The organism is Arthrobacter sp. BI5 (assembly GCF_056680065.1).
In genome coordinates this window covers 315,900-339,583 of record NZ_CM155264.1, presented here as the reverse complement: position 1 = coordinate 339,583, position 23,684 = coordinate 315,900, and the positions used below count along the sequence as shown (strand labels likewise).

The window sequence follows — 23,684 nt, the reverse complement described above, 5'->3', positions numbered from 1 at the left end:
ACGGGTCGCCATTGCGTAAGCGGCGTCCCGGTCGTAGGGCCGCGGCGAGCGGCCGTGGCACCGCGGACAGCAAATAGACTGGTGGACATGGCCTCCGCGACTGGATTCACTGCAAGCGCACGATTCCTGCGCGGGCGGGTCCGCACCGGCTTTGTCCGGAGCCGCAACTCGTTGCTGCCGGCGGTCCAGATGACGGCCTGCGCCGTGGGCGCGTACGCCTTCGCCGAGTACGTGCTGGGCCATACCGGACCGCTTTTTGCCGCCACCTCCTCCCTGATCGCCCTGGGCTTTTCCCGCGATCCGCGGCTGCGCCGGGTCGTGGAGGTGGGCCTGGGCTGCACCATCGGCATCGTGGTGGGCGACCTGCTGCTGCACTGGCTGGGCGCGGGGATCTGGCAGGCCGCCGTCGTGCTCCTTTTCTCGATTCTACTGGCCCGTTTCCTGGACAGCGGAACAATTTTTACTACCCAGCTGGGCCTGCAGTCCCTGCTGGTGGTGCTGTTGCCGGCCCCCGCGGGCGGACCGTTCACCCGGAGCATCGATGCCGTGGTGGGCGGCGTGTTCGCGCTGCTGGTGACCTTCCTGATCCCCAAGGATCCGCGCCGCGAGCCCCGCAACGACGTCAAGAAGCTGCTGCATGAACTGGCGGAGGTGTTGCGCGAGTGCTCGTCGGCCCTGACCCACAGCGACTCCACCCAGGCCTGGCACGCGCTGATCCGCGGCCGCAACTGCCAGCCTCTGGTCGACGCGATGCGCCAGACGCTCCGCGCCTCCGGTGAAGTCGCTACTCTGGCCCCCGCCTACCGGCGGCACCGCGAGGAGCTGGACCGGCTGGCGCAGTCGGTGGACTTCATTGACCTGGCGTTGCGCAACAGCCGCGTGTTCGCGCGCCGGCTGACCAGCGCGATCAACCACGCGGCGCTCTCGGACGAGGCCACCGAGAACATTGCCGAGGTGCTGCAGGAAACCGCTGCCGCGATTGATGAGCTGGGCCTGGGGCTCGCGGAGGTGCACGACGGCGTCCGCCGCGCCCACCTGCGCACCGCCAGGGCGGCGCTGAGCGAGACAGCCGGCCGGCTGCACCCGCGCCTGCTGGACGTGCAGCGGCTCGAGGGGGAAACAGTGGTGATGCTCTTCCGGCCCCTGATGGTGGACCTGCTCGAAGCCGCGGGCGTGGATCCGCACGAGGCCCGGGACATCCTGCCCGCCCTGTAGCCGGCGCGGCCGGGGTGCGGCCGGGACCTGGCCGCCTGGGCCGGGGACGGGGCCTGAATGTCAGTGCCCCCGGTTAGGGTGGAGCAATGGCTACAAAGACTTCCCGCGCCGCCAAGGCGCCGGGCTATAAGTGTGCGGAATGCGGCTGGACCACGGCCAAGTGGGTGGGCCGGTGCGGTGAGTGCCAGGCCTGGGGCACGGTTGAAGAAACCGGCGCAGCCGTGGCGCGCACGACGGCGGCGACGACCGTTCTGGAGCCGGCCCGCCGGATCGCCGAGGTGGATGCCACGACGGCCGCGTTCCTGCCCACCGGCGTGGACGAACTGGACCGTGTGCTGGGCGGCGGCCTGGTTCCCGGCGCGGTGATCCTGCTGGCCGGCGAACCCGGTGTGGGCAAGTCCACGCTGCTGCTGGACGTCGCGGCCAAGTTTGCCCGCACCGCGCAGGATGTCCTCTATGTCACCGGCGAGGAGTCGGCGGCCCAGGTGAAGCTGCGCGCGGACCGGATCGACGCTGTCGCCGAATCGCTGTACCTGTCCGCCGAAACGGACCTGGGCCAGGCGCTGGGCCAGGTGGAAAAGCTTGAGCCGCGGCTGCTGATCGTGGACTCGGTCCAGACGCTGAGCAGCGCCGACGTCGAAGGCAGCGCCGGCGGCGTCTCCCAGGTCCGCGAGGTCGCGGCGTCCCTGATCGCCGCCGCCAAGCGCCGCAACATGACCACCCTGCTGGTGGGCCATGTGACCAAGGACGGCTCGATCGCCGGTCCCCGCCTGCTCGAGCACCTGGTGGACGTGGTCTGCCAGTTCGAGGGCGAGCGGCACTCCCGGCTGCGGCTGCTGCGCGCCGTCAAGAACCGCTACGGACCCACCGACGACGTCGGCTGCTTCGACCTGAATGAGGACGGCATCGTGGGACTGGCCGATCCCAGCGGCCTGTTCGTCTCCCGCACCAAGGACCCCGTCTCCGGTACCTGCATCACGGTGACCCTGGAGGGCCGCCGGCCGTTGCTCGCCGAGGTCCAGTCCCTGCTCGCCGAAAGCGCCAACGCGCAGCCCCGCCGGGCCACCAGCGGCCTGGACAGTTCCCGGGTGGCGATGCTGCTGGCCGTGCTGCAGCAACGCGCCGGCTGCCTGCTGCAGAAGGACGACTCCTACGTGGCGACCGTGGGCGGGGTCAAACTCAGCGAACCAGCCACGGATCTGGCCGTGGCCCTGGCTGTCGCCTCGGCGAAGGCCAAAAAACCGCTCCCACAGCGGCTCATCGCTTTCGGCGAGGTGGGCCTGGCCGGCGAGGTCCGTCCGGTGCCGGGGATCAACCAGCGCATCCAGGAGGCCCACCGGCTGGGGTTCACGCACGCCGTGGTGCCCGCCAGCCCCAACGGGCCCGGCCCCGTCCCGGCCGGCTTCTCGGTCCGCGAGGTCAGCCACCTGGCGGAAGCGCTGGGCCTGCTCATCAGCTGAGCTGCGCCGCAGCTGGTTGCGCCGCAGCCGGATCAGCCGTGCGCGCTCCCGCGCCGGGAGCATTGCGCGGGCGCGACTTAGGACCCTAGCGCCGCCGCCCCGGCGGGCGCACCATGGGAGCAGTAGCTTCCATTGGCGAAGGGAACAGTCATGATGTGGGGTTACGGGCAGAACCTGTGGTGGATGTGGCTTTGGGGCGTGCTCCTCCTCATCGGAGTCGCTGTGCTCGTGTTGCTCGCGGTGCGGGTCTTCAGCGGCACCGGCCGCGGACCGCAGCCAGGACATCCCGGGCCCTACGGCCAGCCGGGCTTTCCGGGCAGGGCGCCTGGCATACCCGGCGGCAAGAGCCCCGCCCGGCTCATCCTGGACGAGCGCTTCGCGAAGGGCGAGCTGACGGCCGAGCAGTACCGCGAGCATGTTAAGGAACTCGGCGAGGGTCCGTAGTGCCACCCATCAGCCGCCGCAGCGCCCTGCTGCTGGGCGGACTCGGAGTGACCGGCACCGTCGCCGGCGGCGTCGGGCTGTGGCGGTCGCTCAATTCGCAACCGGCGCCGGTCACCGGAGAGTCCCTGGGCCAGCCGGCCACGCTCACCAGCACGGGAGGCGCCCTGGCGGCCAGCCTTGAGGCAGCCCCGGGCCGGTTCCCGCTGGCGGGGCTGCAGGCGGGGGCCCTGGGCTACAACGGCGGCATCCCCGGTCCCACCCTCCGGCTCCGGGCCGGCGAGGCGCTGCGGCTCAAACTGGTGAACAAGCTGGCCGAACCCAGCAACCTGCACCTGCACGGGCTCCACGTTTCGCCGCAGGGCAACAGCGACAACGTGTTCGTGACCGTGGACCCCGGCAGCAGCTTCGACTACGAATACCGGCTCCCGGCCGGGCACCCGCCAGGCCTGTACTGGTACCACCCGCACCACCACGGCCGGGTCGCCGCCCAGGTGTCCGGCGGTCTCTTCGGCGCCATCATCGTCGAAGACCCCGTGCCCGTAGCCGCCGGCACGGAACGCGTGCTGCTGGTCTCGGACACCAGCCTGGACGGGGCCGGGAACGTGGCCGAGGCTTCCCTGCCGGAGCGGATGGCCGGACGCGTGGGCGCGCTCCTGCTGGTCAACGGCCAGTCCAATCCCCGCATGACGGCCCGGCCGGGGGAACGGGAACGGTGGCGGATCGTGAACTGCTGCGTGGCCCGGTACCTGCGGCTGCGGCTGGACGGGCAGAAACTCCAGCTCCTGGGCATGGACTCCGGGCGGGCCCAGTCGCCGTCGGACGTTCAGGAAGTCCTGCTGGCGCCGGGGAACCGGGCGGAGCTGCTGGTCACGGCCGCCCTCGGGCAATCCGAACTCAAGGCCGTGCCCTACGACCGTGGAGCCATGCCCGGAATGGGCCGGCGCGGCATGGGGCCCGGCGGGCCGGCGGGGCAGGAAGGGGCGGAAGATCCGGCCGGCACCACCCTGGCCACGCTGGTTGTGGCCGGCGATCCCGCCCCGCCGGCACCCGTCATCGCAGCCGGACCGGCACCGCCCGAGCTGCGCTCCGCCGCGGTCGCCGCGCGCCGGCAACTGGTGCTTGCCACGCCGATGGGGCCGGGGCAGGGCGGTGGGATGGGGCCCGGGATGGGGATGGACTTCACCATCAACGGACTGGCCTTCGACGAGCGGAGGACGGACACCATTGTGGCCGCGGGGACAGTCGAGGAGTGGATCCTGGTCAACCGCAGCACGATGGACCACCCGTTCCATCTGCACGTGTGGCCGATGCAGCTGATCGCGGAGAACGGCCGGGCCGTGGAAAAGGCCACCCTTCGGGATGTGGTCAACGTGCCGGCCAACGGGCAGGTCACGGTCCGGATCGACTTCCGGGATTTCACCGGCCGCACCGTCTACCACTGCCACATCCTGGACCACGAGGACCTCGGCATGATGGGCGTCATCGAGGTGCGCTGACCCGGCCCGGCAGCCGCGGACTGCGCACCGGCAGTATTGCCAAGCATACCCCCCAGGGGTATGTTGGGAACTGGAATCAGGACCAGCCGCGACTTCTCCGGAGGCAGGAACCATGGAACACCAGCACAGCGTAAAGACCGAGCAACTCCCGGCCGGCGCCGGCCCCGGCCACTCCGGCCACGACCACCGGCCGCAGCCCGGCGGGGACGATGAGCATCTGGTGCACAGCCACGGCCAGCACGCCGGCCACAGCGTCGCGATGTTTAAGAACAGGTTCTGGCTGACGCTGGCACTGTCGGTGCCGGTGGTGCTGTTCAGCCCGATGTTCGGGCATCTGCTCGGCTACGTGCCGCCGGTCTTCCCCGGCTCGGCCTGGATCCCGCCGGTGCTGGGAACGGTCATCTTCTTCTACGGCGGCCAGCCCTTCCTCAGGGGCGGCCTGGACGAACTGAAGAGCCGGAAACCGGCCATGATGCTGCTGATCGCCATGGCCATCAGCGTCGCCTTCGTCGCCTCCTGGGTCACCAGCCTTGGGATCGGCGGTTTCGACCTCGACTTCTGGTGGGAGCTGGCCCTCCTGGTGGCGATCATGCTGCTGGGGCACTGGATCGAGATGCGCGCCCTCGGCTCGGCGCGGGGCGCGCTCGACGCCCTCGCCGCCCTGCTGCCGGACGAGGCGGACCGGATCACCGCCGCGGGGACGGAAACCGTCAAAGTCAGCGAACTCGTCGCAGGGGACACGGTCCTGGTCCGCTCGGGCGCCCGGATGCCGGCCGACGGCGTGGTCGTCGACGGCCAGGCCGAGGTCGACGAGTCGATGATCACCGGCGAATCCAAGACCGTCCTCCGCTCACCCGGGGACAAGGTCGTCGCCGGGACCGTCGCCACGGACAACACCGTCCGCGTGCAGGTCACCGCCGTCGGGGATGACACCGCACTGGCCGGGATCCAGCGCCTCGTGGCCGAGGCGCAAGCTTCCTCGTCCAAGGCCCAGGCCCTGGCCGACCGGGCCGCAGCGTTCCTGTTCTATTTTGCCGCCGGCGCCGGCGTCATCACGTTCATCGTCTGGTCCCTGCTGGGCAGCATTCCCGACGCCGTCACCCGCACCGTCACGGTGCTCGTGATCGCCTGCCCGCACGCCCTGGGCCTGGCCATCCCGCTGGTCATCGCGATCTCCACCGAACAGGCCGCCCGGGCCGGGGTCCTGATCAAGAACCGGATGGCGCTGGAACGGATGCGGACCGTCGACGTCGTCCTTTTCGACAAGACCGGAACGCTGACCAAGGGCGAACCCGCCCTGAAGGACGTCGCGGCCGCCGAGGGCGTGGACCGGGACAGCCTCCTGGCGCTGGCCGCGGCCGTGGAGGCTGACAGTGAGCACCCGGTGGCGCGGGCCATCGTCCGGGCAGCGCGGGAGCAGGGCCTGCAGATTCCCGCGGCGACCGATTTTTCGTCCATGACGGGCCGCGGCGTCCGCGCCACGGTCGAGGGAAAAACGATCCAGGTCGGCGGCCCGGCCCTGCTCCGTGACCTCGGGGCGGAGGAACCGCAGGCACTGGCACAGGCCACCCGGGCCTGGATGGACCGCGGCGCGGCCGTGCTGCACGTCATGGACGGGCATAAAATCCTGGGGGCCGTCAGTCTTGAGGACGCCGTGCGCAGCGAGTCCCGGCAGGCCGTCAAGGCACTCCAGGACCGCGGCATCAAGGTCGCGATGATTACCGGCGATGCCCGGCAGGTCGCCCACGCTGTCGGCGAGGAACTCAACATCGATGAGGTCTTCGCCGAGGTCCTCCCGGCCGACAAGGACAAGAAGGTCGCCGAACTGCAGTCCCGCGGCCTGAAGGTGGCGATGGTGGGCGACGGCGTCAACGACTCCCCCGCGCTGGCCCGGGCCGAAGTCGGCATCGCGATCGGCGCCGGTACCGACGTCGCAATGGAATCCGCCGGCGTCGTCTTGGCCGGCAACGACCCCCGGGCGGTCCTGTCGATGCTGGACCTTTCCCGGGCCAGCTACCGCAAGATGTGGCAGAACCTCATCTGGGCCACCGGCTACAACGTCATCTCCGTCCCGCTGGCCGCCGGCGCCCTGGCCTTCGCCGGAATCGTCTTGTCCCCCGCGGCGGGAGCGGTGCTGATGTCCGCCTCCACCGTGGTGGTGGCGCTGAACGCCCAGCTGCTGCGGCGGCTGAAGCTCAATTCGGCGGAGGTCCGTTGAGCGGACAGCTGCCCATGGACGCCGGGGAGCACGCCCCGTCTTTCGGACGCTCCTACGCCCGGGTGGGGCCGCGGATGGACGCCCGGGGAGCCGCGGCCCACCGGCGGCGGCTCGTGGCGGCAGCCCACGGCGCCGTCGTCGAAATCGGGGCAGGCTACGGCGCCACGTTCCCGTTCTACCCGCCGGCGGTGTCGGGGGTGCTGGCGCTCGAACCGGACCCCACGCTCAGGGCGCTGGCCGTGGCCGCGGCGGCGTCCGCGCCGGTGCCGATCACAGTGCGGAACGGATTCGCCGAAGCGCTGCCGGCCGCGGACGCCTCGGTCGACGTCGTGGTCTCCAGCCTGGTGCTCTGCAGCGTGGCCGAACCGTCCGCCGTCCTGGCCGAAGCCATCCGGGTCCTGAAACCCGGCGGCCGGCTGCTGTTCTACGAGCACGTCCGCTCCGCCCACCGCGTGCTGGCCGCGGCCGAGGACCTGATCACTCCGCTCTGGAGCCGGTTGGCCGGCGGCTGCCACCCGAACCGGGACACCGCCGCCAGCATCGTCGAGGCGGGCCTGGCCGTGGAGGCCGTGGAGCGCTTCGGTTTCGCGGTCCTGCCCGGCAACCCGCCGCTGGCGCACGTTCTTGGGGTGGCGGTCAAGGCCTAGCCCGGCCCGGCTCAAGAACGGAACGCAGCGGCGGGACCCGCGGGGGCCTAGGCCTTTTTGGGCGGCAGGGCCAGCTTGAAGATCTTGGCCCAGGTGGAGCCGACCTGCTTCCAGATCGGGCCGGTGGTGTACGGCAGGCCGTAGCGCTTGCAGATTTCCCGGACCTTGGGCGCCACCTCGGCGTAGCGGTTGGACGGCAGGTCCGGGAAGAGGTGGTGCTCGATCTGGTGCGAGAGGTTGCCGGTCATCAGGTGCATGAACTTGGAGCCGGAGATGTTGGCCGAGCCGATCATCTGGCGCACGTACCAGTCACCGCGGGTCTCGCCGTCGACCATTTCCTCGGTAAACGTGTCCGTCCCGTCCGGGAAGTGGCCGCAGAAGATCACCGCGTGCGCCCAGACGTTGCGGACGGCGTTGGCGGTAAGCGTGCCGTACAGGGCCTGCTTGCCGGAGCCGGTGAGCATGGCGACGGCGGGCGTTGCGGCGTAGTCCTTGGTGAACTGCTTCAGGGCCTTGCGGCCGAGCGCCTTGAGGTCCTTGGTCAGGGCCTCCTTGGACTTCTTGCCCTCCTTGTAGTCCACGAGTTCGAGGTCGTAGATCGCGATGCCCCACTCGAAGACCGGGGCCAGCAGCGCGTTGTACAGCGGGTTGCCCAGGTTGAAGGGCTTCCATTCCTGCTGCGGGTCCATCCGCAGCAGGTTGTACCCAATGTCGTTGTCCTTGCCGACGACGTTGGTCCAGCGGTGGTGCAGGTCGTTGTGGGTGTGCTGCCAGGAGCGCGCCGGCGTGACGAAGTCCCATTCCCAGGTGGTGGAGTGGATGTCCGGGTCCCGCATCCAGTCCCACTGGCCGTGCAGGATGTTGTGCCCCAGCTCCATGTTTTCCAGGATCTTGGCGAAGCTCAGCAGCGTGGTGCCGGTGACCCAGGCCGCCTTGTTCTTGCTGACCAGCAGGGCGGCGCGGCCGGAGATCTCCAGGCCGCGCTGGATCTTGATCATGCGCCGGATGTAGGCGGCGTCGGAGGAGCCGCGCTTGGCGAGAATGTCGTCCTTGATGGCGTCGAGCTCACGGCCCAGCTCGGCGACCTGCTCGTCGGACAGGTGCGCCGCGGCGGGCGGGCGCAGCAGCGGGCTGCCGGTCTCGGCGAGCGCCCCGGGCCGCTTCTTTACGGCTGCGGCGGGCGTCCCGGCGGAGCCGGACTCGGTGCCAGTGCTGGAACCTTCGGCAAGGTCCGGCTTGTCTGCAAGTGTGGTCATGTGGGTTCTCCTCAGAGGTCGAGGTTAACGGGTCCGGCGGCTGCCGAGACACACGTCTGGATTAGTTGGCCGGGCTCGCCGTGGACTTCGCCCGTGCGCAGGTCGCGGATCTGGCCGGCGCGGAGTGGGATGAGGCAGCTGTGGCAAATGCCCATCCGGCAGCCGCTGGGCATCAGCACCCCGGCGTCCTCGCCGACGTCGAGCAGGGGCGTAGCGCCGTCCGCTTCGACTTCGCGGTCCGAGGCTTCGAAGGTCACCAGCCCGCCGTCGTGCCCTTCGCCGCCGGCCAGGCTGGTGCTGAAACGTTCGATCGTGAGGGTTGCGGCCGCCTCGGAGGTCCCCGGAGCCGCCTCGGCTTCCCAGAGCGCCTCGGCGTCGTCGAGGAAACCCTCGGGACCGCAGGCGTAGGCGGCACGGTCCCGCCAGTCCGGGCACAGCGCGTCCAGCCCGGCCGCGGTGCTGAAATCCAGCCGCCCGCGTTCGCCGGTGAACCAGTGCGTGACCTTGAAATTGGGGAACTGGTCCGCGAGTTCGGCCAGTTCCTCGCGGAAGATGGCGTCGGCCGCCGTCCGCGCGGTGTGGATGAGGACGACGTCGGCGTCGGGGCGGTGCGGGACCAGGGTGCGGATCATGGACATCACCGGGGTGATGCCGCTGCCCGCGGTGAGCATCAGCAGCGGGCGCGGATGCTCGGGCAGGACGAAGTCGCCCTGCGGCGGCGCGAGGAAGAGGACATCGCCCGGCTTGGTGGTGCGGACCAGGGTCCCGGAGACGGCGCCCATGTCCGTGACGGTGATGGCGGGGTCCTTGCCGGCGGGTGCGCTGAGCGAGTAGGAGCGCCAGTGGCGCACGCCGTTGAGTTCGACGCCGATGCGGGCCCACTGGCCTGCGCGGTGCGCTTGCCAGCCTCGGCCGGGACGGAAGAAAATGGTGGCGGAATCGGCCGTTTCTGGAACCACCCGGGTAACCACGCCGCGTAACTGGCGGGCAGAAAACACGGGGTTGAACAGCGACAGAATGTCTTCTGGAGCTAAGGGGGTGGTCAGTAGAGATGCGGCGCGCGCCAGCTTACGGAGCCGGATCATCTACCTAGCCTATGTCAACCTGCGTCATACTTCTTCACCCAAGGCATACGATCGACTCGAAGAAACTATCGCCGCACAACAACTTTTGGAATCCCGCCATGGAAACTTCGCCCGCCGGCCATCCCGGTTACCCCGCCTACGACCCGCCGTGGCTGGCGCTGCCCAAGGAGGTCAGCGACATGCTTCGGCCCACGATGCCCGGCATTGTGGAGGCCATCATCGAGGCCGTGCCCCAGCTGGTCCCCGCCTATGCGCGGCCGATCGAGGGCCGCTTCGGGCGCGGGTTGCGCCGCGGTGTGGCGACGGCGCTGGACCGTTTCCTGCAGCTGCCCGGCACCACGCTGCCGGCGCTCTCAGAGGAGAGCCGGCAGCTGGTCGCCGGCCTGGGCAGCGGCGAGTTCCGGCAGGGCAGGAGCATGGACGCGCTGCTCAGCGCCTACCGGATGGGCGCCCGGGTGACATTCCGGGAGATGTCGAAGGTCTCGGTGGAACACCATCTGGGCCAGAACGTGGTGGTGGACCTCGGCGAATCGATCCTCGCCTACATCGACGAGCTCTCCGCGGTCAGTGCCGAGGCCTATGCCTTTGAGCAGTCCGAACGCGCCGGTGCGGTGGACCGGCGCCGCACCGAGCTGCTGGACCTGCTGCTTCTGGGGCAGGCGGACGAGGCGGCGCTGCGGCAGACGGCGGCCATGGCGGACTGGTCGCTGCCGCAGCGCATGACGGTGGTGACGCTGCCGGTGGACCGGGCCGCCGGACTGCGGTTGCGGCTGGGCCCGGGAACACTGGTGATCGAACGCGAGACCGACGCCGTCGCGCTGGTGCCGGCGCGCAACTCCGCCGCCGCGCGGAAGGACCTGGATAAGGCGCTGCGGGGCCGCGGCGCTGCCGTGGGCCCGGCCGGCGGCTGGGAGAAAGTTCCCGAATCCCTGCGGCTGGCCGTGCTGGCCGCCTCGGTCCTGCCGCACCGGGACGGGCCTGAGGATCCGCCGATCTGGGCCGATGAGCACCTTGCGGCGGTGATCCTCGGCGCCGAGCCGTCCGCGATTACCGAGCTGGCCAACCGCCGCCTCGCGCCGCTGGAGGGGCTCCGCCCGGCGCAGCGCGAGCGGCTCGCCGAGACCCTGCTGTCCTGGCTGCGTCACTGGGGCCAGCGCGCACCCGTGGCCGCCGAGCTGGGCATCCACCCGCAGACCGTGGGCTACCGGGCGGCGCAGCTGCGGGAGCTGTTCGGCGACGCGCTGGAGGACCCGGTGGCCCGGTTTGAGCTGGAGCTCGCGCTGCACGCCGGCCGGCGCTGACGCTAGCTGGCTATTGCCGTGCGGCTCTGCAGCCGCATCTCCAGGTCGTTCATGACAATTGCGGCGAGGTCTTCGAGCGTCCGGGTGTCCTCCGCGGTGAACTCCCGCGGTTCCCGGTCCAGGATGCAGAAGGTGCCCAGGTTGTGGCCGTCCGGGGTGCGCAGCGGCACGCCGGCGTAGAACTGCAGCCCGAACTCGCCGGCCACCAGCGGGTTGGACAGGGTCCGGGGGTCCGTTAGGGCGTCCTCGACGATCCAGGGTCCGTCCTGCAGAATCGCCGAGGCGCAGAGCCCCGGGTCCCGGCCGATCTCGGTGACGTCGGTGCCGTGGTGGGCTTTGAACCAGATCCGGTCGTGGTCCACGACGCTGACGATCGCGACCGGCACCGAGAACACCCGGGCCGCGAGCGCCGCGATCCGGTCGAACGCCCCGTCCCCGGGGGTGTCGAGGATCCGGTACCGCTCGACGGCGCGCATCCGGCCCTCCTCGTCCGTCGTTGCGGCGTTAGGGAGCTGCCGGTGGCGGCCGGCGCCGTTGATGACTTCCTGGCGCAGGGCAAGGGAGACCTCGCGGGCGAGCGGCCGCGCGGCCGGATCCCGGGACAACATGGAGGACAGCAGCGCCACCCACATCGGCGCGAGCTCCTCCGGAATCTGCGGGTCGTGCAGCAACCGTGCGACGGCGGACTGGACCGGCGCGCCCGGGTAGGCCATCTTGCCGGTGAGGCCTTCGAGCAGCACGAGCCCGAGGGAGTAGATGTCGCTGGCCGGGCCGGCCGGTTCGCCGGCGGCCTGTTCCGGGCTCAGGTAGGCCGGCGTCCCGGAGGTGCCGCCGTCGTCGTCCGCGCGGTTGTGCCCCAGGATGGCGGCGACGCCGAAATCGGTCAGCTTGGCCCGGGGCCGGCGGTCGTCATTGCTGTAGTCCACCAGCAGGATGTTGGCCGGCTTGATGTCCCGGTGCACGATCCCGTGGTGGTGGATGTAGGACAGGCCGTCCGCGAGGTCGTAGCCGATGTGGGCCATGTGCGCGGCGGAGAGCGGCCCCTGCAGGCACCGGTGGCGCAGGTCCTGCCCGCGCACAAGTTCCATCACGAGGTAGGTGAGCCTGGAGTCCGGGCTGCTGAGGTCTGCGCCGGCGTCGAATAGTGTCACCAGGGCGTGGTGGCTCATTCCAGCGAGGATCCGCACTTCCTGGCCCTGCCGGCGGGTGTGCTCAAGGTCGTCCGCGTCATTGCGGAAGAGTTTGACTGCCACCTCGCGCTGCAGGAGTTCGTCGTGCGCGCGGTAAACAGTCGATTGGCTTCCCCTGCCAAGGAGGGCATCGATCCGGTACCGTCCGCTGAGCAGAAAGCCGGATTCCATAGTTATTGTCAACGAGTTTTCGTGTTCCCTCGATATGGGTCCGCACATGGAATCGGACGGATCAGTCCTCAAAGCCGGCCCCCAGCGCCAGCGCCCGCGAAATTAGCAAGGTTACTTATGATACCGCGGAATGCGGATTCAGGAAGACCTGGGGTGAGGAAGTTTCCGGCTATTTTGCGGGGTTGTGCGTGCCGATCGGCACCAGCGTCAGGTCGGGGTGGTTCTTCTCGATCCGGCGCAGGGCCCAAACGTCGTTGAACAGTGCCAGGTACTCGCCGTCGGAGCGCAGCAGCACCTCGGCGCCGGGAACGTTGGCCAGCGCCGGCATGGCGTCCGCCGTCGTGATCCGGGCCAGCGAGTACGGCAGCCGCTCGAGCCGCATCGGGGCGCTGAAGTCGTGCGCCATCCGGTCCTCGACCACCTCGAACTGCATCGGGCCGACGGCGGCCAGCACGGGGGCCTGGTCGCCGCGGATGTCGGAGCGGAGCACCTGGATCACGCCCTCGTGCTCGAGCTGCTCGATGCCGCGGCGGAACTGCTTGAAGCGGCTGGGGTCCTTGGATCGCGCCACCTGGAAGTGTTCGGGGGCGAACAGCGGGATGGCTGGGAACTCCACCGGCTTCTCCAGGAACAGGCTGTCCCCGACGCGCAGCGAGGACGCATTCACCAGGCCCACGACGTCGCCCGGGAAGGCCTCGTCGATCACCTCGCGTTCCCGGCCGAAGACCTGCTGGGCGTACTTCGTGGCGAAGGATTTCCCGGTGCGGCCCTGCGTGACCACCATGCCGCGTTCGAAGACGCCGGAGCAGACCCGGATGAACGCGACGTGGTCGCGGTGGGCCTTGTTCATGCCGGCCTGGACCTTGAAGACGAACCCGGCGAACGGGTCATCAACCGGGCGCGCGGCGCCGTCGACGTCGGGCCGCGGGGCGGCCGGCGGGGCGAAGTCCACCAGGGCGTCGAGGATTTCCTTCACGCCGAAGTTCAGCGCGGCGGAGCTGAACAGGATGGGCGTGGCCTTGCCGGCGTGGAAGGCGTCGACGTCGAACGCGAGGTTGGATTCGATCACGAGCCCGGCCTCGTCCACGGCGTTGGACCAGTCGCCGCCCTGGCTGGCGGCGGCCTCCTCCGGGGTGAAGTACTCGGTGAGCGCGATGTTGGCTCCGGCGTTGTTGCGCTTGAACTGGGCGAAGCGGTCATTGCGCAGGTCCCAGACGCCGCGGAAGTCGCCGGAGATGCCCACCGCCCAGGTCAGCGGCATGGGCTGCAGGCCGGTGCGCTCGGTGATCTCGTCCATCAGGGCCAGGGCGTCCAGGCCGGGACGGTCCCATTTGTTGATCACGGTGATGATGGGCAGGTTCCGCTGCTTGCAGACCTCGAAGAGCTTCATGGTCTGGGTTTCCAGGCCCTTGGCCGCGTCCACGAGCATCACGGCGCAGTCGACGGCGGCCAGCACCCGGTAGGTGTCCTCGGAGAAGTCCGCGTGGCCCGGGGTGTCCAGCAGGTTGATCACCGTGTCCCGGTAGGCGAACTGCAGCGCCGCGGAGCTGATCGAGATGCCGCGGTCCTTTTCCATCTGCATCCAGTCGGAGACCGTTTCCTTGCGGTTGGCCTTGCCGCTGGACGCGCCGGCGGTGCCGATCACCTTCGCATGCAGGGCGAGCGCCTCGGTCAGCGTGGACTTGCCGGCGTCGGGGTGGGAGATCACTGCGAAGGTCCGGCGCCGGGCTGCCTGCTTGTGAATCTCCTGGACTCGGGCGGGGCTGTGGACTTCTTGAGACACGGTGCTACTTTCGCTGCGGCTGTGGACGGGTCACGGCGCGGAGAGCCCGCGGTACACCCAAGGCTCCAAGTTTATCGCAGGCCGCGGCAGGCCCGGACTGGCCGGCGAAAATGCGGTTTCCGGCTTCTACGCGGATACCCGTCTGCGCGGTGCCCCGGGCACGGCGGGAATGGGCCACTTTGAGGCTTGACCGTGCGGAAACCGCCCGCCGTTGCCCCTATGATGGTGCATACGGGAAACCGGGCACTTTTGTTCTTGCCGGCCAGCGGTGGAAAACCGATAAAAACCGGTGTACTTGCGGGCATCGACCTGCACCTTTGAAGGGAAAACCTATGGCTCGGAGTCCCGAGGATGCGCTGAAGGCGACGCTGGCCAGGGTGGCACCGGGCACTGCCCTGCGGGACGGACTGGAGCGTATCCTCCGCGGCCGCACCGGCGCCCTGATCGTGCTCGGCATCGACCGGACCATCGAATCCATCTGCTCCGGCGGCTTCGAGATCGGCATCGACTTCTCCCCCACCAGGCTGCGGGAACTGGCCAAGATGGACGGCGCCATTGTCTGTGACAAGGACGCGAGCAACATCCTGCGCGCCGGAGTCCAGCTGGTCCCGGATTCAAGCATCGAGACCCAGGAGACGGGAACCCGGCACCGGACCGCCGAACGCGTCGCCATCCAGACCGGTGTTCCGGTGATCTCGGTGAGCCAGTCGATGCAGATCATCGCGCTCTACGTGAACGGCCTGCGCCACGTCCTGGAGGGCTCCGAAAAGGTCCTGGCCCGCGCCAACCAGGCCCTTGCCACCCTGGAACGCTACCGCTCGCGCCTGGACCAGGTCACCAGTTCGCTCTCGGCCCTGGAGATCGAGGCCATGGTGACGGTCCGCGACGTGGCCGTGACCCTGCAGCGCCAGGAGATGGTGCGGCGCATCTCCGAAGAGATCTCCCAGTACGTGCTGGAACTCGGCGAGGACGGCCGACTGCTCTCGCTGCAGCTCGACGAACTGACCGTGGGACGCGGGCCGGGCAGCGACGTGATCATCCGGGACTACTCGGGTCCCAGCGCGTCCGCCGCGGACATCGACAACGCCGTCAAGGCCCTCGTGAACCTGGGCCCCACCGAGCTGATCGACCTGGGCAAAATCGCGGGGATCGTCGGCTTCGCCGGCGGCGAGGCGAACCTCGACGCCGTGGTGCAGCCGCGCGGATACCGCCTGCTTTCCGGCCTCAAGGCGGTGCCGAAGGCCGTCGCCGACCGACTGGTGGACCACTTCGGCGGGCTGCAGTTCCTGATGGCCGCCACCATTGATGACCTCATGACAGTGGACGGCATCGGCGACCAGCGTGCCCGGACCGTCCGCGAGGGCCTGAGCCGGATGGCCGAGGCCAGCCTGCTGGACCGGTTCCTCTAAGCCCCGCCGGCTGCTCCGTAACCGCCCTTTTGGACCGCCGAAACGGCACCTGTGGAGCAATCGAAGAGGCTTAACCGAGCTGGAAGACGGCCCTGGGGCTGGTCTTGTTTCCCAGCCGGGCGGTGAAGACGTAGGTTCCTCCCGCGGGTTTCGCGTCTACCGCCGCGCAGCCCTGGACCGTGCGGTTGCGCTGCCACGGGAAGTTCGCCGTCTCGCTGCGGCCGGGGCGGATGGTCTTGACCAGGTCGCTGCTTTCCGCCTGGCAGTCTTTGGACGAGAAGATCCGGTCCGAGCCGCTCGTGACCAGGTATTCCATCTGCGAGGTCCCGATGTTGACCTCGCAGGGCACCTGGTTTCCGTTGGTGACCTTCAGGGTGAGCAGCGGGTTCTCACCTGCCGCGTAGGCGGCCTTGTCCGTGGCCGCGGAGACCGTCAGCAGCTTCTGGTCGCAACCGGCGCTCGGGCTGGACGTCGCGGAGGCCTGCGGACTTGCGGTGCCGGTAACCACCGGCGTTTCGGGCCGGGCCGAGCCGCTGGCGGCGGGCTGCGGTGTTGCCCCGTTCATGGCGTTTGAGATCGCGGCAAATCCACCCACCGCGAGGGCAAGCACCAGCAGCAGGATCGCCGCGGCGAAGAGCCGGCGACGTCGGTAAACGGGGCTGACGGGCTTCCGCACCTGCCTGCCGCTGGCCTTTGCCTTGGCGGAAGCCTTCGGTCCCGAACCGTGAGTTCCTGAATTGCCTTGCCTGACCATCCTCCTAGGTTAGAGAACGCCGCGGCCCGGGCTGGCCCACCACGCCGCCGGCCGCACTATGGTCCGCATCTCTATTAAGCTGGTTCGATCAAAGCCTTAGCCGATTCCCCCGCCCTCCCGGCCACCGCCACCGCCCCCGGCCCCGTCCCCGCCCAGCCGGCCGTGCCGCTCCAGGAACTGCACGCCGCCCTGGCGTCCTGGTTCGCCGACACCGCGCGGGACCTGCCATGGCGGGCCGCCGACTGCTCAGCCTGGGGCGTGCTGGTCAGCGAAATCATGCTGCAGCAGACACCCGTGGTCCGGGTGCTGCCGGTCTGGGAGGAATGGCTGCTGCGCTGGCCCGCCCCGGCCGATCTCGCCCGGGAGCCCGCCGGCGAGGCGGTCCGGTCCTGGGGACGGCTGGGCTATCCGCGGCGGGCGCTCCGGCTCCATGCGGCCGCCGTCGCGATTGTGGACAACCACGACGGCGAGGTGCCCGGCAGCTACCCGGACCTGCTGGAACTTCCCGGCGTGGGCAGCTACACGGCGGCCGCCGTCGCCGCGTTTGCCTTCGGCCGCAGGGAGACGGTGGTGGACACCAACATCCGCCGGGTCCACGCACGCCTCTTCACCGGGGCCGCGCTGCCGGCGCCGGCCCTGACAGCCGGGGAGATGCGGCTGGCCGCGCAGTTGCTGCCCGACGACGATGCCGCCTCGGTCCGCTGGAGCGCCGCGGTAATGGAACTGGGGGCGCTGGTCTGCACCGCCCGGTCGCCGAAATGCGGCGAGTGCCCTGTCCGCGCGGCGTGCGCCTGGCTCGCTGCCGGTGAGCCGCCGCCCACTTACACGCCCAAGGGGCAGGCCTGGCACGGGACGGACCGGCAGGTGCGCGGGGCAGTGATGGCGGTGCTGCGGATGGCCGAGGCGCCGGTGGCCCGGGAGCTGTTGGAGCGCCCCCCGGCGGACCTGGGGTTCGCCGCCGACGGGATCGGCGTCCCGCTGGCGGCGCTGCACCGGTTGAACACTGCGCCCGAGCAGCTTGAGCGCGCCGTGGCCGGGCTGCTGGGCGACGGCCTGGCCGAGCTGCACCCAGGCGGCCTGCGGCTCCCGGGCTGACCTGTCCCTGGCTTCCTTACCCTGGGCGCGGGCCTAGGGCTCGCCGAAGCCGGCGCTGATCAGTCCGCCGAGGTAGTCCACCGCTTTAGCCGCGTCCGTGCCGCTGGCCTCAATATGCAGCACGGTCCCCTTGCCGGCGCCGAGCATCATGAGCTCCGTCATGGAGGCGCCGTCGACGCCGTTGACGGTCACCTCGGCGTCCATTCCGGCCAGCCCGCCGGCAATCTTGGCCGCCGGGCGGGCGTGCATGCCGGCCTGGTTGACGAGTTCGAAGTCGCCCTGGGCATCCGGCGGCTGCTGGTGCTCGTGCCCGGGCGCGTGCGGGTGGGCCGGGGGCCGGTAAACGGCTTCGGCCGCATCTTTCACCGTCCCGGCGTCGGCCCCCGCCTGGGCGGAAACGGCTGCCGCGACGAGCCCCTCGACCAGCGGGGCGTCGGCCAGCCGGATGGACTCCGGGTCGGCGGCGAACTCGACGGCCGATTCCGCGGTCATGACGGCGGAACCCAGGTCGGTGAGCACCACGACGCCGCTTTCCCCGGCCGCCCGTTCCAGCGCTGCCATCACCTTCTCCAGGCTGGTTCCGATCCGGCCGTCGTCGGTGCCGCCCGCCGCGACAATCACGACGTCGGGGGCCATTTGCGCGGCGAGTTCGACGGCGCCGTCGGCGATCTTTTCGCTGTGCGAGACGACGACCAGCCCGACCGTCATCCGGCGGCCCCCACGGCGGCGCGCAGGATCAGGGCGCTCGAGACGGCACCGGGGTCGCGGTGACCGATGCTGCGCTCCCCCAGGTAGCTGGCGCGTCCCTTGCGGGCCAGCATCGGGTCGGTGGACACGGCTCCGGCTTCGGCCGCGTCGGCCGCCGCGGCCAGGACTTTGCGGACGTCGCCGTCGCCGGCCGCGGCCGCGGAGGCATCCACCGCGGGCGTCCAGGCGTCCACCATCGTTTTATCCCCGGATTCGGCCTTGCCCCGGGCCACAATGCCGTCGCGGGCCGCCTGCAGGGCGCCGGCGAGCGTGGCGGCGTCAATGTCGGCGGCGTCCCCGAGTGCCGTGCCGGCGCGCAGGAAAGCCGTTCCGTACAGCGGCCCGGCGGCGCCGCCCACCTTCGACATCAGGGTCATGGCGGTCAGCTTCAGCGCCGCTCCGGCGGTTTCGGGGGGCGATTCAGCGAGTTTGTCCATCACGGCTTTGAACCCGCGGTCCATGTTCTCGCCGTGGTCGGAGTCCCCGATCGGCCGGTCCAGTTCAATGAGTTCGACGCGGTGCTCTGCCATGGCCTCCGCGGAAAGCGTCAGCCACCGCACGGCCCAGTCGACATCCAGGCCCACGTTCAGACGCCCCAGCGGAGGGCGGCGGTGTGGACGGGCGCGTCCCAGAGGGCGGTCATTTCGTCATCGAGGCGCAGGACGGTGATGGAGCAGCCCTGCATCTCCAGCGAGGTGATGTAGTTCCCGACCAGCGAGCGCTCCACGGTGACGCCCTGTTCGGCGAGCCGCTGCGCGGCCCGGCGGTAGACGATGTACAGCTCGCTCTGCGGTGTGCCGCCCATGCCGTTGACGAACAACAGCACCTTGTCCCCCGAGGCGAGGCCGAGGTCGCTGACCACGGGGTCCAGCAGCCGGTCCGTGATGCCGTCGGCGGCCTCCATCGGGATTTTGTGCCGGCCGGGTTCGCCGTGGATGCCGATGCCGATCTCGATTTCGTTGTCCTCGAGCTCAAAGCTGGGCACACCGGCGTGCGGGACGGTGCAGGCACTGAGGGCCACGCCCATGCTGCGCACGTTCTGGTTGACGCGGTCGCCGATGGCAGCGACGGCGTCGAGGCTGTCGCCGCGCTCGGCCGCGGCGCCGGCGATCTTCTCGACCAAGACCGTTCCGCCCACGCCGCGGCGCCCCGCCGTGTATAGCGAGTCCTGCACGGCGACGTCGTCGTTGACCAGCACGGTGCGGACCTCCACCCCCTCGGCCTGCGCCAGTTCACCTGCGGTCTCGAAGTTCAGTACGTCACCGGTGTAGTTCTTCACGATGTGCACGACGCCGGCGCCGGAGTTCACCGCGAGCGTCGCCGGCAGGATCTGGTCCGGCGTGGGTGAGGTGAACACAGCCCCGGGAACCGCGGCGTCAAGCATGCCCATCCCGACATAGCCGCCGTGCAGGGGTTCGTGGCCGCTGCCGCCGCCGGAGACCAGACCAACCTTCCCCGCCACCGGGGCGTCTTTCCGGACGATGTATTTGGGATCCGGGTAGACGGTCACGAGGTCGGCGTGCGCAAGCCCGAACCCCTCCACTGACTCGTCGACCACGGCCTTGGGATCGTTGATGAGTTTCTTCATGGCTGTGCTCCCTGGATGGTTGCCCTGGCTGCTTGCTTAGACCCTACTACCGGGGCCCTGCCAGCGGTAGGCTCCCGGTGCGGCCGCCAAAACGGGCTCAGGGGCCGGCCGCAGCCTCCGGCGCGAAGCTCGGCCAGGCGTCCGGGCCAAGCGCGGCCCGGGCCCGGAGCCGGCGGGAGGAGGCGTCGTCGGGCGCACCGCCGGAGCCGCCGCCCGCACCGGATGAATCCGGCAGAACCGGCACGGCGTCGACCGTCATTTGGAATGCGGAGAAATCTGGAAAAATCACGCGATTCTGCAATTTCTGCCTCCGGAAGCTGGCGGCCCGCCCCATCGGGCCGGGATCAGTTTATCCACCAAGTTGATTTGGCGATAGACCCCGCGGCGGCAGGTTCAGGCGCAGCCTAGAGCGTCCGGATCATCCGGGTGTTGCCGAGTGTGTTGGGCTTAACCCGGGCGAGGTCCAGGAATTCGGCAACGCCTTCGTCATGCGAGCGCAGGAGCTCCGAGTACACCACCGGGTCCACGGCTGTCTGGTCGGCCATCACGTCGAAGCCGTGCCTCTTGAAAAACTCCACCTCGAAGGTCAGGCAGAAGACGCGGGAGACGCCGAGGGCCTTCGCGTCCTCCAGCAGGCGCTCCACCAGCAGGTGGCCTACACCCTTGCCGCGCCACGCGTCCGAGGTTGCCAGGGTGCGGACCTCGGCCAGGTCATCCCACATCACGTGCAGTGCCCCGCAGCCGATCACCTCGCCGTCGGGCGCCTCGGCGATCCGGAACTCCTGGAGGCTTTCGTAGTAGGCGACGGTTTCCTTGGCCATCAGGATCCGCTGGTCGGCCAGGGGTGCCACCAGGGTCTTGATGGCGGCGACGTCGCCGGTGCGGGCAGGGCGGATGCGGATCGTCTCAGTCACAGCCCAATCCTACGGCGCAGGTCCGCCCCGCCCCCGCCCGGAGCCCCACCCGAGGGCCCAGGCCGGGGGCCCAACCCGGGCCGGGCCGGGGTGGGCAGGAATCAGAGGCCGAGCCCGTCGGGGACGGGGAGGTCCTTGTCCAGCAGGTTTTTGGCCAGGAAGTGTTCGACGACGCCGTACCAGACCTTGGCGTGCTGCGGCTGCAGGATCCAGTGGTTCTCGTCCGGGAAGTAGAGGAAGCGGTGGTCGGTCTCGCCGTTCTCGTCGGCCGGAAGCTGGGATTTGGAGAGCAGCTCGTACCAGAGCCGCAGCCCCTCCCCGATCGGCACCCGGTAGTCCTTGTCGCCGTGGATGACCAGCATGGGCGTGCGGATGTTCTCCACGTGCAGGTGCGGCGAGTTCTCCGCAGCCATCCCGGCCGTCATTTCCTTGAGCCAGTAGTGCGCGGAGTCCGTGGTGGGGCCGAACTGGTCCAGGGCCCAGAGGCTGGCGTGCGTGACGATTGCCTTGAACCGGTCCGTGTGGCCCGCCACCCAGTTGGCCATGTAGCCGCCGAACGATCCGCCCATGGCCGCGGTGCGTGTCTCGTCGATGTCGGGGCGCTGCTCGACGGCATCGGTGATCGCCATCAGGTCCAGGAAGGGCGCCTTGCCCCACTCGCCCCAGCCGCGCTGGATGTGGTCCTGGCCGTAGCCGGTCGACAGGGCCGGGTCCGGGAGCAGCACCGCGTAGCCCCGGGCCACAAGCAGCCACGGGTTCCAGCGCCAGGTCCAGGCGTTCCAGGACCCCAGCGGGCCGCCGTGGATCCAGAGCAGTAGCGGAGCGGGGTTTCCGGCCGAGGCGCCTTCCGGCAGCGCAAGATATGCCGGGACGCGGTCACCGGTGGCCGAGGTCGTTTCCACCCGTTCGAGCGTGCCGAGGTAGGCCGGGCGCTCCGCCGGGGCCGGCAGCCGGGTGACGTCGCCACTTGCCACGTCGATGCGGACGGCCTCCGCCGGGAATTCGTAGGAGCTGCGCAGCGCGTAGGCGGTGCGTCCGTCCGGGGCGACAGCGACGTCCGTGTAGGCGGCCGCATCGGCCGTCAGCCGCACCGGCGCGGAGTCTCCGCCGTCCGTCCCGGGGACGCTGATCCGGAACACCGGGGACGCCCCGTCCTCGTCGGCCGTCACGAGCAGAGCCGAGCCGTCCGGCAGCCAGGCCGCCGGGTGCGGCCAGCGGTCCCACTCCGGCGCCAGCGGCGTCAGGCGCGCGCCGCCGTCGGCACCGCCGCCCGAGTCGACGCCCGAGACATCGAGCAGGTGCAGCCTGATCTGCGGTGCCTGCTCCGGGGTCGTCTCGGTCTCGCTCAGCACCGCCAGGGTGCGGCCGTCGGGGCTGACCGGACCGGGAAAGTAGCTCATGCCCTCGGTGTCCAGCAGGGTCCGGCGGGTGCCGGTGGCGACGTCGACCGCCACGAGCACGGTGCGCGAGTCGGCGTTGGCGAGCGGCTTGGTGAAGCTGCTGTACAGGGTTTTCCCGTCCGGACTGACGACGGTCTCGGCCTCCCGGAGCCCGTTCCCGGCGTCCGGAGTCAGGTTGCGCAGTGTGACCGGCGGGACGGCGTCGACCGTCGCGGGTTTGCCGGGCTCCGGCTCCGCGCCGGGCTCGACGGCGAACAGCCGCGGCTGCGCGGGGCCCAGGTCCGAGTCCCAGTACCGCACCGGGTAGCCGCTGTGCAGAATCGCGGCGACCTTATTGTCCTTGCGGTCCTTGCGGCGCTCCTCGTCGTTGTCCTCATCGGTGGATCCGGCAAGCACGGACGCCGTCAGGAAGAGAGCGTCCGCCTCCTTCGCGGCCAGCAGGCTCCCGACGCCGCCGGCGCGGGAGAGCGCAACGCGGGCCTCGCCGCCGTCGGACGGCAGGACCCAGAGCGCGTTGACCGGCTCGGCCTCCGGACTCTCGGGGTCCGGCCGCGCGGAAGCGAAGTACAGGCTGCCGTCCGCGGCGAACACGGCACCGGCCTCGCCCTTGGCGCTGCGGGTGATCCGCCGGGCCTGCTTTTTACCCTCGGGGTCCAGTTCCCACAGCGCCGTGCGGAACTCCGTCCCCTTGTCGTTCAGCGTGGCCACGGTGGTGACGAGCCGTCCGCCGTCGGGGCTCAACGCCAGGCCGCTGACCCTCGGAATGGCGAGGTAGTGGTCCAGATCGTGGAAAGGGGTCTCGGGGTGTTCGCCGGGGGTCTGCGTGTCAGAAGAAGCCATGCCCCCGATTCAACACCGCTTGTGCCCCGGATCACACCCCGTTCACTCAGAGTGAAACAGTGCTTTCAGACTGGATCTGCCCGGAAATCGCAGCGGGCTTTCAGGCAGGGTTGGCATGATGGGGGCATGAACCCTGAAAAGTCCCTGCCCCGACGCTCGATTCTGCTTGGTGCCGGCGCCGTCGGGGGCGGCGCACTGGCCCTCTCGGCGTGCGCGGCCTCGCCCACCGGCGCTACCGCTTCTCAAACCGCGGCCGGCCCCTCAGTCCCGGCCGGCACCGCCGTCCGGGTCGGCAAGCTCAGTGAGGTGAAGGTGGGCAGCACGGCCACCGGAAACGTCAACGGCAAAACGGTGGTGATCTTCCGGCAGGATGATAAGACCGTCCTGGCGTACGACGCGGCCTGCACGCATGCCGGCTGCCCGGTGGCGCCGGCGGGCGAAGACTTCGACTGCCCGTGCCACGGTTCCTCCTTCAAAGGATCCGACGGCAGCGTGGTCAACGGCCCGGCCCAGGCGCCGCTGGGTAAGTTGAAGGCCGCCATCGACGGCGAATGGATCACCGTTACCGCCTGATCCCGCCGCTCCGGGCAAAGCCGCGCCGCGCGCGGGCGGCGAAAAAGGCCCCGGCCGCCTCCCTGAAGGAAACGGCCGGAGCCTTCTGCTTGGAACCT

Annotated in this window: 21 protein-coding genes; 10 read left to right on the top strand and 11 right to left on the bottom strand. The window is 70.1% G+C overall.

Features of this window, described 5'->3' with window-relative positions:
- Nucleotides 1–87 precede the first annotated feature (87 nt).
- The 6 genes from AC1MED_RS01630 to AC1MED_RS01605 all read left to right on the top strand — a co-directional run bounded on the left by AC1MED_RS01630 (nt 88) and on the right by AC1MED_RS01605 (nt 7,480).
- A complete protein-coding gene (locus tag AC1MED_RS01630) occupies nt 88–1,215 on the top strand; it encodes an FUSC family protein (RefSeq protein WP_479777990.1) in 1,128 nt (375 codons plus the stop codon).
- Nucleotides 1,216–1,301: 86 nt separating this feature from the next.
- The gene (gene radA, locus AC1MED_RS01625; RefSeq protein WP_346958414.1) at nt 1,302–2,675 is read left to right on the top strand and encodes a DNA repair protein RadA; all 1,374 of its coding nucleotides are present in this window, start codon (nt 1,302–1,304) and stop codon (nt 2,673–2,675) included.
- A 150-nt stretch (nt 2,676–2,825) separates the two neighbouring features.
- The gene (locus tag AC1MED_RS01620) at nt 2,826–3,119 is read left to right on the top strand and encodes an SHOCT domain-containing protein (RefSeq protein ID WP_479785114.1); all 294 of its coding nucleotides are present in this window, start codon (nt 2,826–2,828) and stop codon (nt 3,117–3,119) included.
- On the top strand, nt 3,119–4,615 hold the full coding sequence (locus AC1MED_RS01615; protein ID WP_479785112.1) for a multicopper oxidase family protein: 1,497 nt from the start codon (nt 3,119–3,121) through the stop codon (nt 4,613–4,615). Before AC1MED_RS01620 ends, AC1MED_RS01615 begins: the two co-directional genes overlap by 1 nt.
- Nucleotides 4,616–4,727: 112 nt before the next feature.
- On the top strand, nt 4,728–6,833 hold the full coding sequence (locus AC1MED_RS01610) for a copper-translocating P-type ATPase (protein WP_479785111.1): 2,106 nt from the start codon (nt 4,728–4,730) through the stop codon (nt 6,831–6,833).
- Complete coding sequence (locus AC1MED_RS01605) at nt 6,830–7,480, top strand: class I SAM-dependent methyltransferase (RefSeq protein ID WP_479785110.1); 651 nt, start codon at nt 6,830–6,832, stop codon at nt 7,478–7,480. Before AC1MED_RS01610 ends, AC1MED_RS01605 begins: the two co-directional genes overlap by 4 nt.
- Nucleotides 7,481–7,527: 47 nt before the next feature.
- On the opposite strand, the gene AC1MED_RS01600 is transcribed toward AC1MED_RS01605, so the two are convergent.
- Both AC1MED_RS01600 and AC1MED_RS01595 read right to left on the bottom strand, forming a co-directional pair.
- Nucleotides 7,528–8,736, bottom strand: coding sequence for a fatty acid desaturase family protein (locus AC1MED_RS01600; RefSeq protein WP_346958409.1), 1,209 nt, complete (start codon nt 8,734–8,736; stop codon nt 7,528–7,530).
- Nucleotides 8,737–8,747: 11 nt separating this feature from the next.
- Nucleotides 8,748–9,821, bottom strand: a complete 1,074-nt coding sequence (locus AC1MED_RS01595; protein ID WP_479785108.1) for a ferredoxin reductase — start codon at nt 9,819–9,821, stop codon at nt 8,748–8,750.
- Between the two features lie 98 nt (nt 9,822–9,919).
- Between AC1MED_RS01595 and AC1MED_RS01590 the strand changes: the two genes are divergently transcribed.
- Nucleotides 9,920–11,122 (top strand): PucR family transcriptional regulator, encoded by a 1,203-nt coding sequence (locus AC1MED_RS01590; protein WP_346958407.1) that lies wholly within the window; start codon nt 9,920–9,922, stop codon nt 11,120–11,122.
- Between the two features lie 2 nt (nt 11,123–11,124).
- Here the strand turns inward: AC1MED_RS01590 and AC1MED_RS01585 are convergent, their stop codons facing one another.
- Nucleotides 11,125–12,483, bottom strand: coding sequence for a protein kinase domain-containing protein (locus tag AC1MED_RS01585; protein ID WP_479785106.1), 1,359 nt, complete (start codon nt 12,481–12,483; stop codon nt 11,125–11,127).
- A gap of 169 nt (nt 12,484–12,652) precedes the next feature.
- Nucleotides 12,653–14,266 (bottom strand): peptide chain release factor 3, encoded by a 1,614-nt coding sequence (locus tag AC1MED_RS01580; protein WP_346958405.1) that lies wholly within the window; start codon nt 14,264–14,266, stop codon nt 12,653–12,655.
- A 332-nt stretch (nt 14,267–14,598) separates the two neighbouring features.
- Between AC1MED_RS01580 and disA the strand changes: the two genes are divergently transcribed.
- A complete protein-coding gene (disA, locus tag AC1MED_RS01575; protein WP_346958404.1) occupies nt 14,599–15,675 on the top strand; it encodes a DNA integrity scanning diadenylate cyclase DisA in 1,077 nt (358 codons plus the stop codon).
- A 70-nt stretch (nt 15,676–15,745) separates the two neighbouring features.
- On the opposite strand, the gene AC1MED_RS01570 is transcribed toward disA, so the two are convergent.
- Nucleotides 15,746–16,429: a hypothetical protein gene (locus AC1MED_RS01570; RefSeq protein WP_479785104.1), complete on the bottom strand. Its 684-nt coding sequence runs from the start codon at nt 16,427–16,429 to the stop codon at nt 15,746–15,748.
- A 258-nt stretch (nt 16,430–16,687) separates the two neighbouring features.
- Between AC1MED_RS01570 and AC1MED_RS01565 the strand changes: the two genes are divergently transcribed.
- The gene (locus tag AC1MED_RS01565; protein ID WP_479786739.1) at nt 16,688–17,524 is read left to right on the top strand and encodes an HhH-GPD family protein; all 837 of its coding nucleotides are present in this window, start codon (nt 16,688–16,690) and stop codon (nt 17,522–17,524) included.
- Nucleotides 17,525–17,557: 33 nt separating this feature from the next.
- On the opposite strand, the gene dhaM is transcribed toward AC1MED_RS01565, so the two are convergent.
- The 6 genes from dhaM to AC1MED_RS01535 form a co-directional block, all read right to left on the bottom strand.
- Nucleotides 17,558–18,232: a dihydroxyacetone kinase phosphoryl donor subunit DhaM gene (dhaM, locus tag AC1MED_RS01560; RefSeq protein ID WP_479785102.1), complete on the bottom strand. Its 675-nt coding sequence runs from the start codon at nt 18,230–18,232 to the stop codon at nt 17,558–17,560.
- Nucleotides 18,229–18,855, bottom strand: coding sequence for a dihydroxyacetone kinase subunit DhaL (gene dhaL, locus AC1MED_RS01555; protein ID WP_479785101.1), 627 nt, complete (start codon nt 18,853–18,855; stop codon nt 18,229–18,231). Before dhaL ends, dhaM begins: the two co-directional genes overlap by 4 nt.
- 2 nt (nt 18,856–18,857) lie before the next feature.
- Complete coding sequence (gene dhaK, locus AC1MED_RS01550) at nt 18,858–19,859, bottom strand: dihydroxyacetone kinase subunit DhaK (protein ID WP_479785100.1); 1,002 nt, start codon at nt 19,857–19,859, stop codon at nt 18,858–18,860.
- Nucleotides 19,860–19,956: 97 nt separating this feature from the next.
- Complete coding sequence (locus AC1MED_RS01545) at nt 19,957–20,118, bottom strand: hypothetical protein (protein ID WP_479785098.1); 162 nt, start codon at nt 20,116–20,118, stop codon at nt 19,957–19,959.
- A gap of 145 nt (nt 20,119–20,263) precedes the next feature.
- Complete coding sequence (locus tag AC1MED_RS01540; RefSeq protein ID WP_346958398.1) at nt 20,264–20,773, bottom strand: amino-acid N-acetyltransferase; 510 nt, start codon at nt 20,771–20,773, stop codon at nt 20,264–20,266.
- 101 nt (nt 20,774–20,874) lie between these two features.
- Nucleotides 20,875–23,013, bottom strand: a complete 2,139-nt coding sequence (locus AC1MED_RS01535) for a S9 family peptidase (RefSeq protein WP_479785096.1) — start codon at nt 23,011–23,013, stop codon at nt 20,875–20,877.
- 126 nt (nt 23,014–23,139) lie between these two features.
- On the opposite strand from AC1MED_RS01535, the gene AC1MED_RS01530 reads away from it, so the two are divergent.
- Nucleotides 23,140–23,586, top strand: coding sequence for a Rieske (2Fe-2S) protein (locus AC1MED_RS01530; RefSeq protein WP_479785095.1), 447 nt, complete (start codon nt 23,140–23,142; stop codon nt 23,584–23,586).
- Nucleotides 23,587–23,684: the final 98 nt, after the last annotated feature.

Excerpts from the sequence above, each read along its gene's own strand:
- AC1MED_RS01630 (WP_479777990.1), top strand. The coding sequence starts at position 88 with ATGGCCTCCGCGACTGGATTCACTGCAAGCGCACGATTCCTGCGCGGG.
- radA (WP_346958414.1), top strand. The coding sequence starts at position 1,302 with ATGGCTACAAAGACTTCCCGCGCCGCCAAGGCGCCGGGCTATAAGTGT.
- AC1MED_RS01620 (WP_479785114.1), top strand. The coding sequence starts at position 2,826 with ATGATGTGGGGTTACGGGCAGAACCTGTGGTGGATGTGGCTTTGGGGC.
- AC1MED_RS01610 (WP_479785111.1), top strand. The coding sequence starts at position 4,728 with ATGGAACACCAGCACAGCGTAAAGACCGAGCAACTCCCGGCCGGCGCC.
- AC1MED_RS01600 (WP_346958409.1), bottom strand. The coding sequence starts at position 8,736 with ATGACCACACTTGCAGACAAGCCGGACCTTGCCGAAGGTTCCAGCACT.
- AC1MED_RS01595 (WP_479785108.1), bottom strand. The coding sequence starts at position 9,821 with ATGATCCGGCTCCGTAAGCTGGCGCGCGCCGCATCTCTACTGACCACC.
- AC1MED_RS01590 (WP_346958407.1), top strand. The coding sequence starts at position 9,920 with ATGGAAACTTCGCCCGCCGGCCATCCCGGTTACCCCGCCTACGACCCG.
- AC1MED_RS01585 (WP_479785106.1), bottom strand. The coding sequence starts at position 12,483 with ATGGAATCCGGCTTTCTGCTCAGCGGACGGTACCGGATCGATGCCCTC.
- disA (WP_346958404.1), top strand. The coding sequence starts at position 14,599 with ATGGCTCGGAGTCCCGAGGATGCGCTGAAGGCGACGCTGGCCAGGGTG.
- AC1MED_RS01570 (WP_479785104.1), bottom strand. The coding sequence starts at position 16,429 with ATGGTCAGGCAAGGCAATTCAGGAACTCACGGTTCGGGACCGAAGGCT.
- dhaM (WP_479785102.1), bottom strand. The coding sequence starts at position 18,232 with ATGACGGTCGGGCTGGTCGTCGTCTCGCACAGCGAAAAGATCGCCGAC.
- dhaK (WP_479785100.1), bottom strand. The coding sequence starts at position 19,859 with ATGAAGAAACTCATCAACGATCCCAAGGCCGTGGTCGACGAGTCAGTG.
- AC1MED_RS01545 (WP_479785098.1), bottom strand. The coding sequence starts at position 20,118 with ATGACGGTCGACGCCGTGCCGGTTCTGCCGGATTCATCCGGTGCGGGC.
- AC1MED_RS01535 (WP_479785096.1), bottom strand. The coding sequence starts at position 23,013 with ATGGCTTCTTCTGACACGCAGACCCCCGGCGAACACCCCGAGACCCCT.
- AC1MED_RS01530 (WP_479785095.1), top strand. The coding sequence starts at position 23,140 with ATGAACCCTGAAAAGTCCCTGCCCCGACGCTCGATTCTGCTTGGTGCC.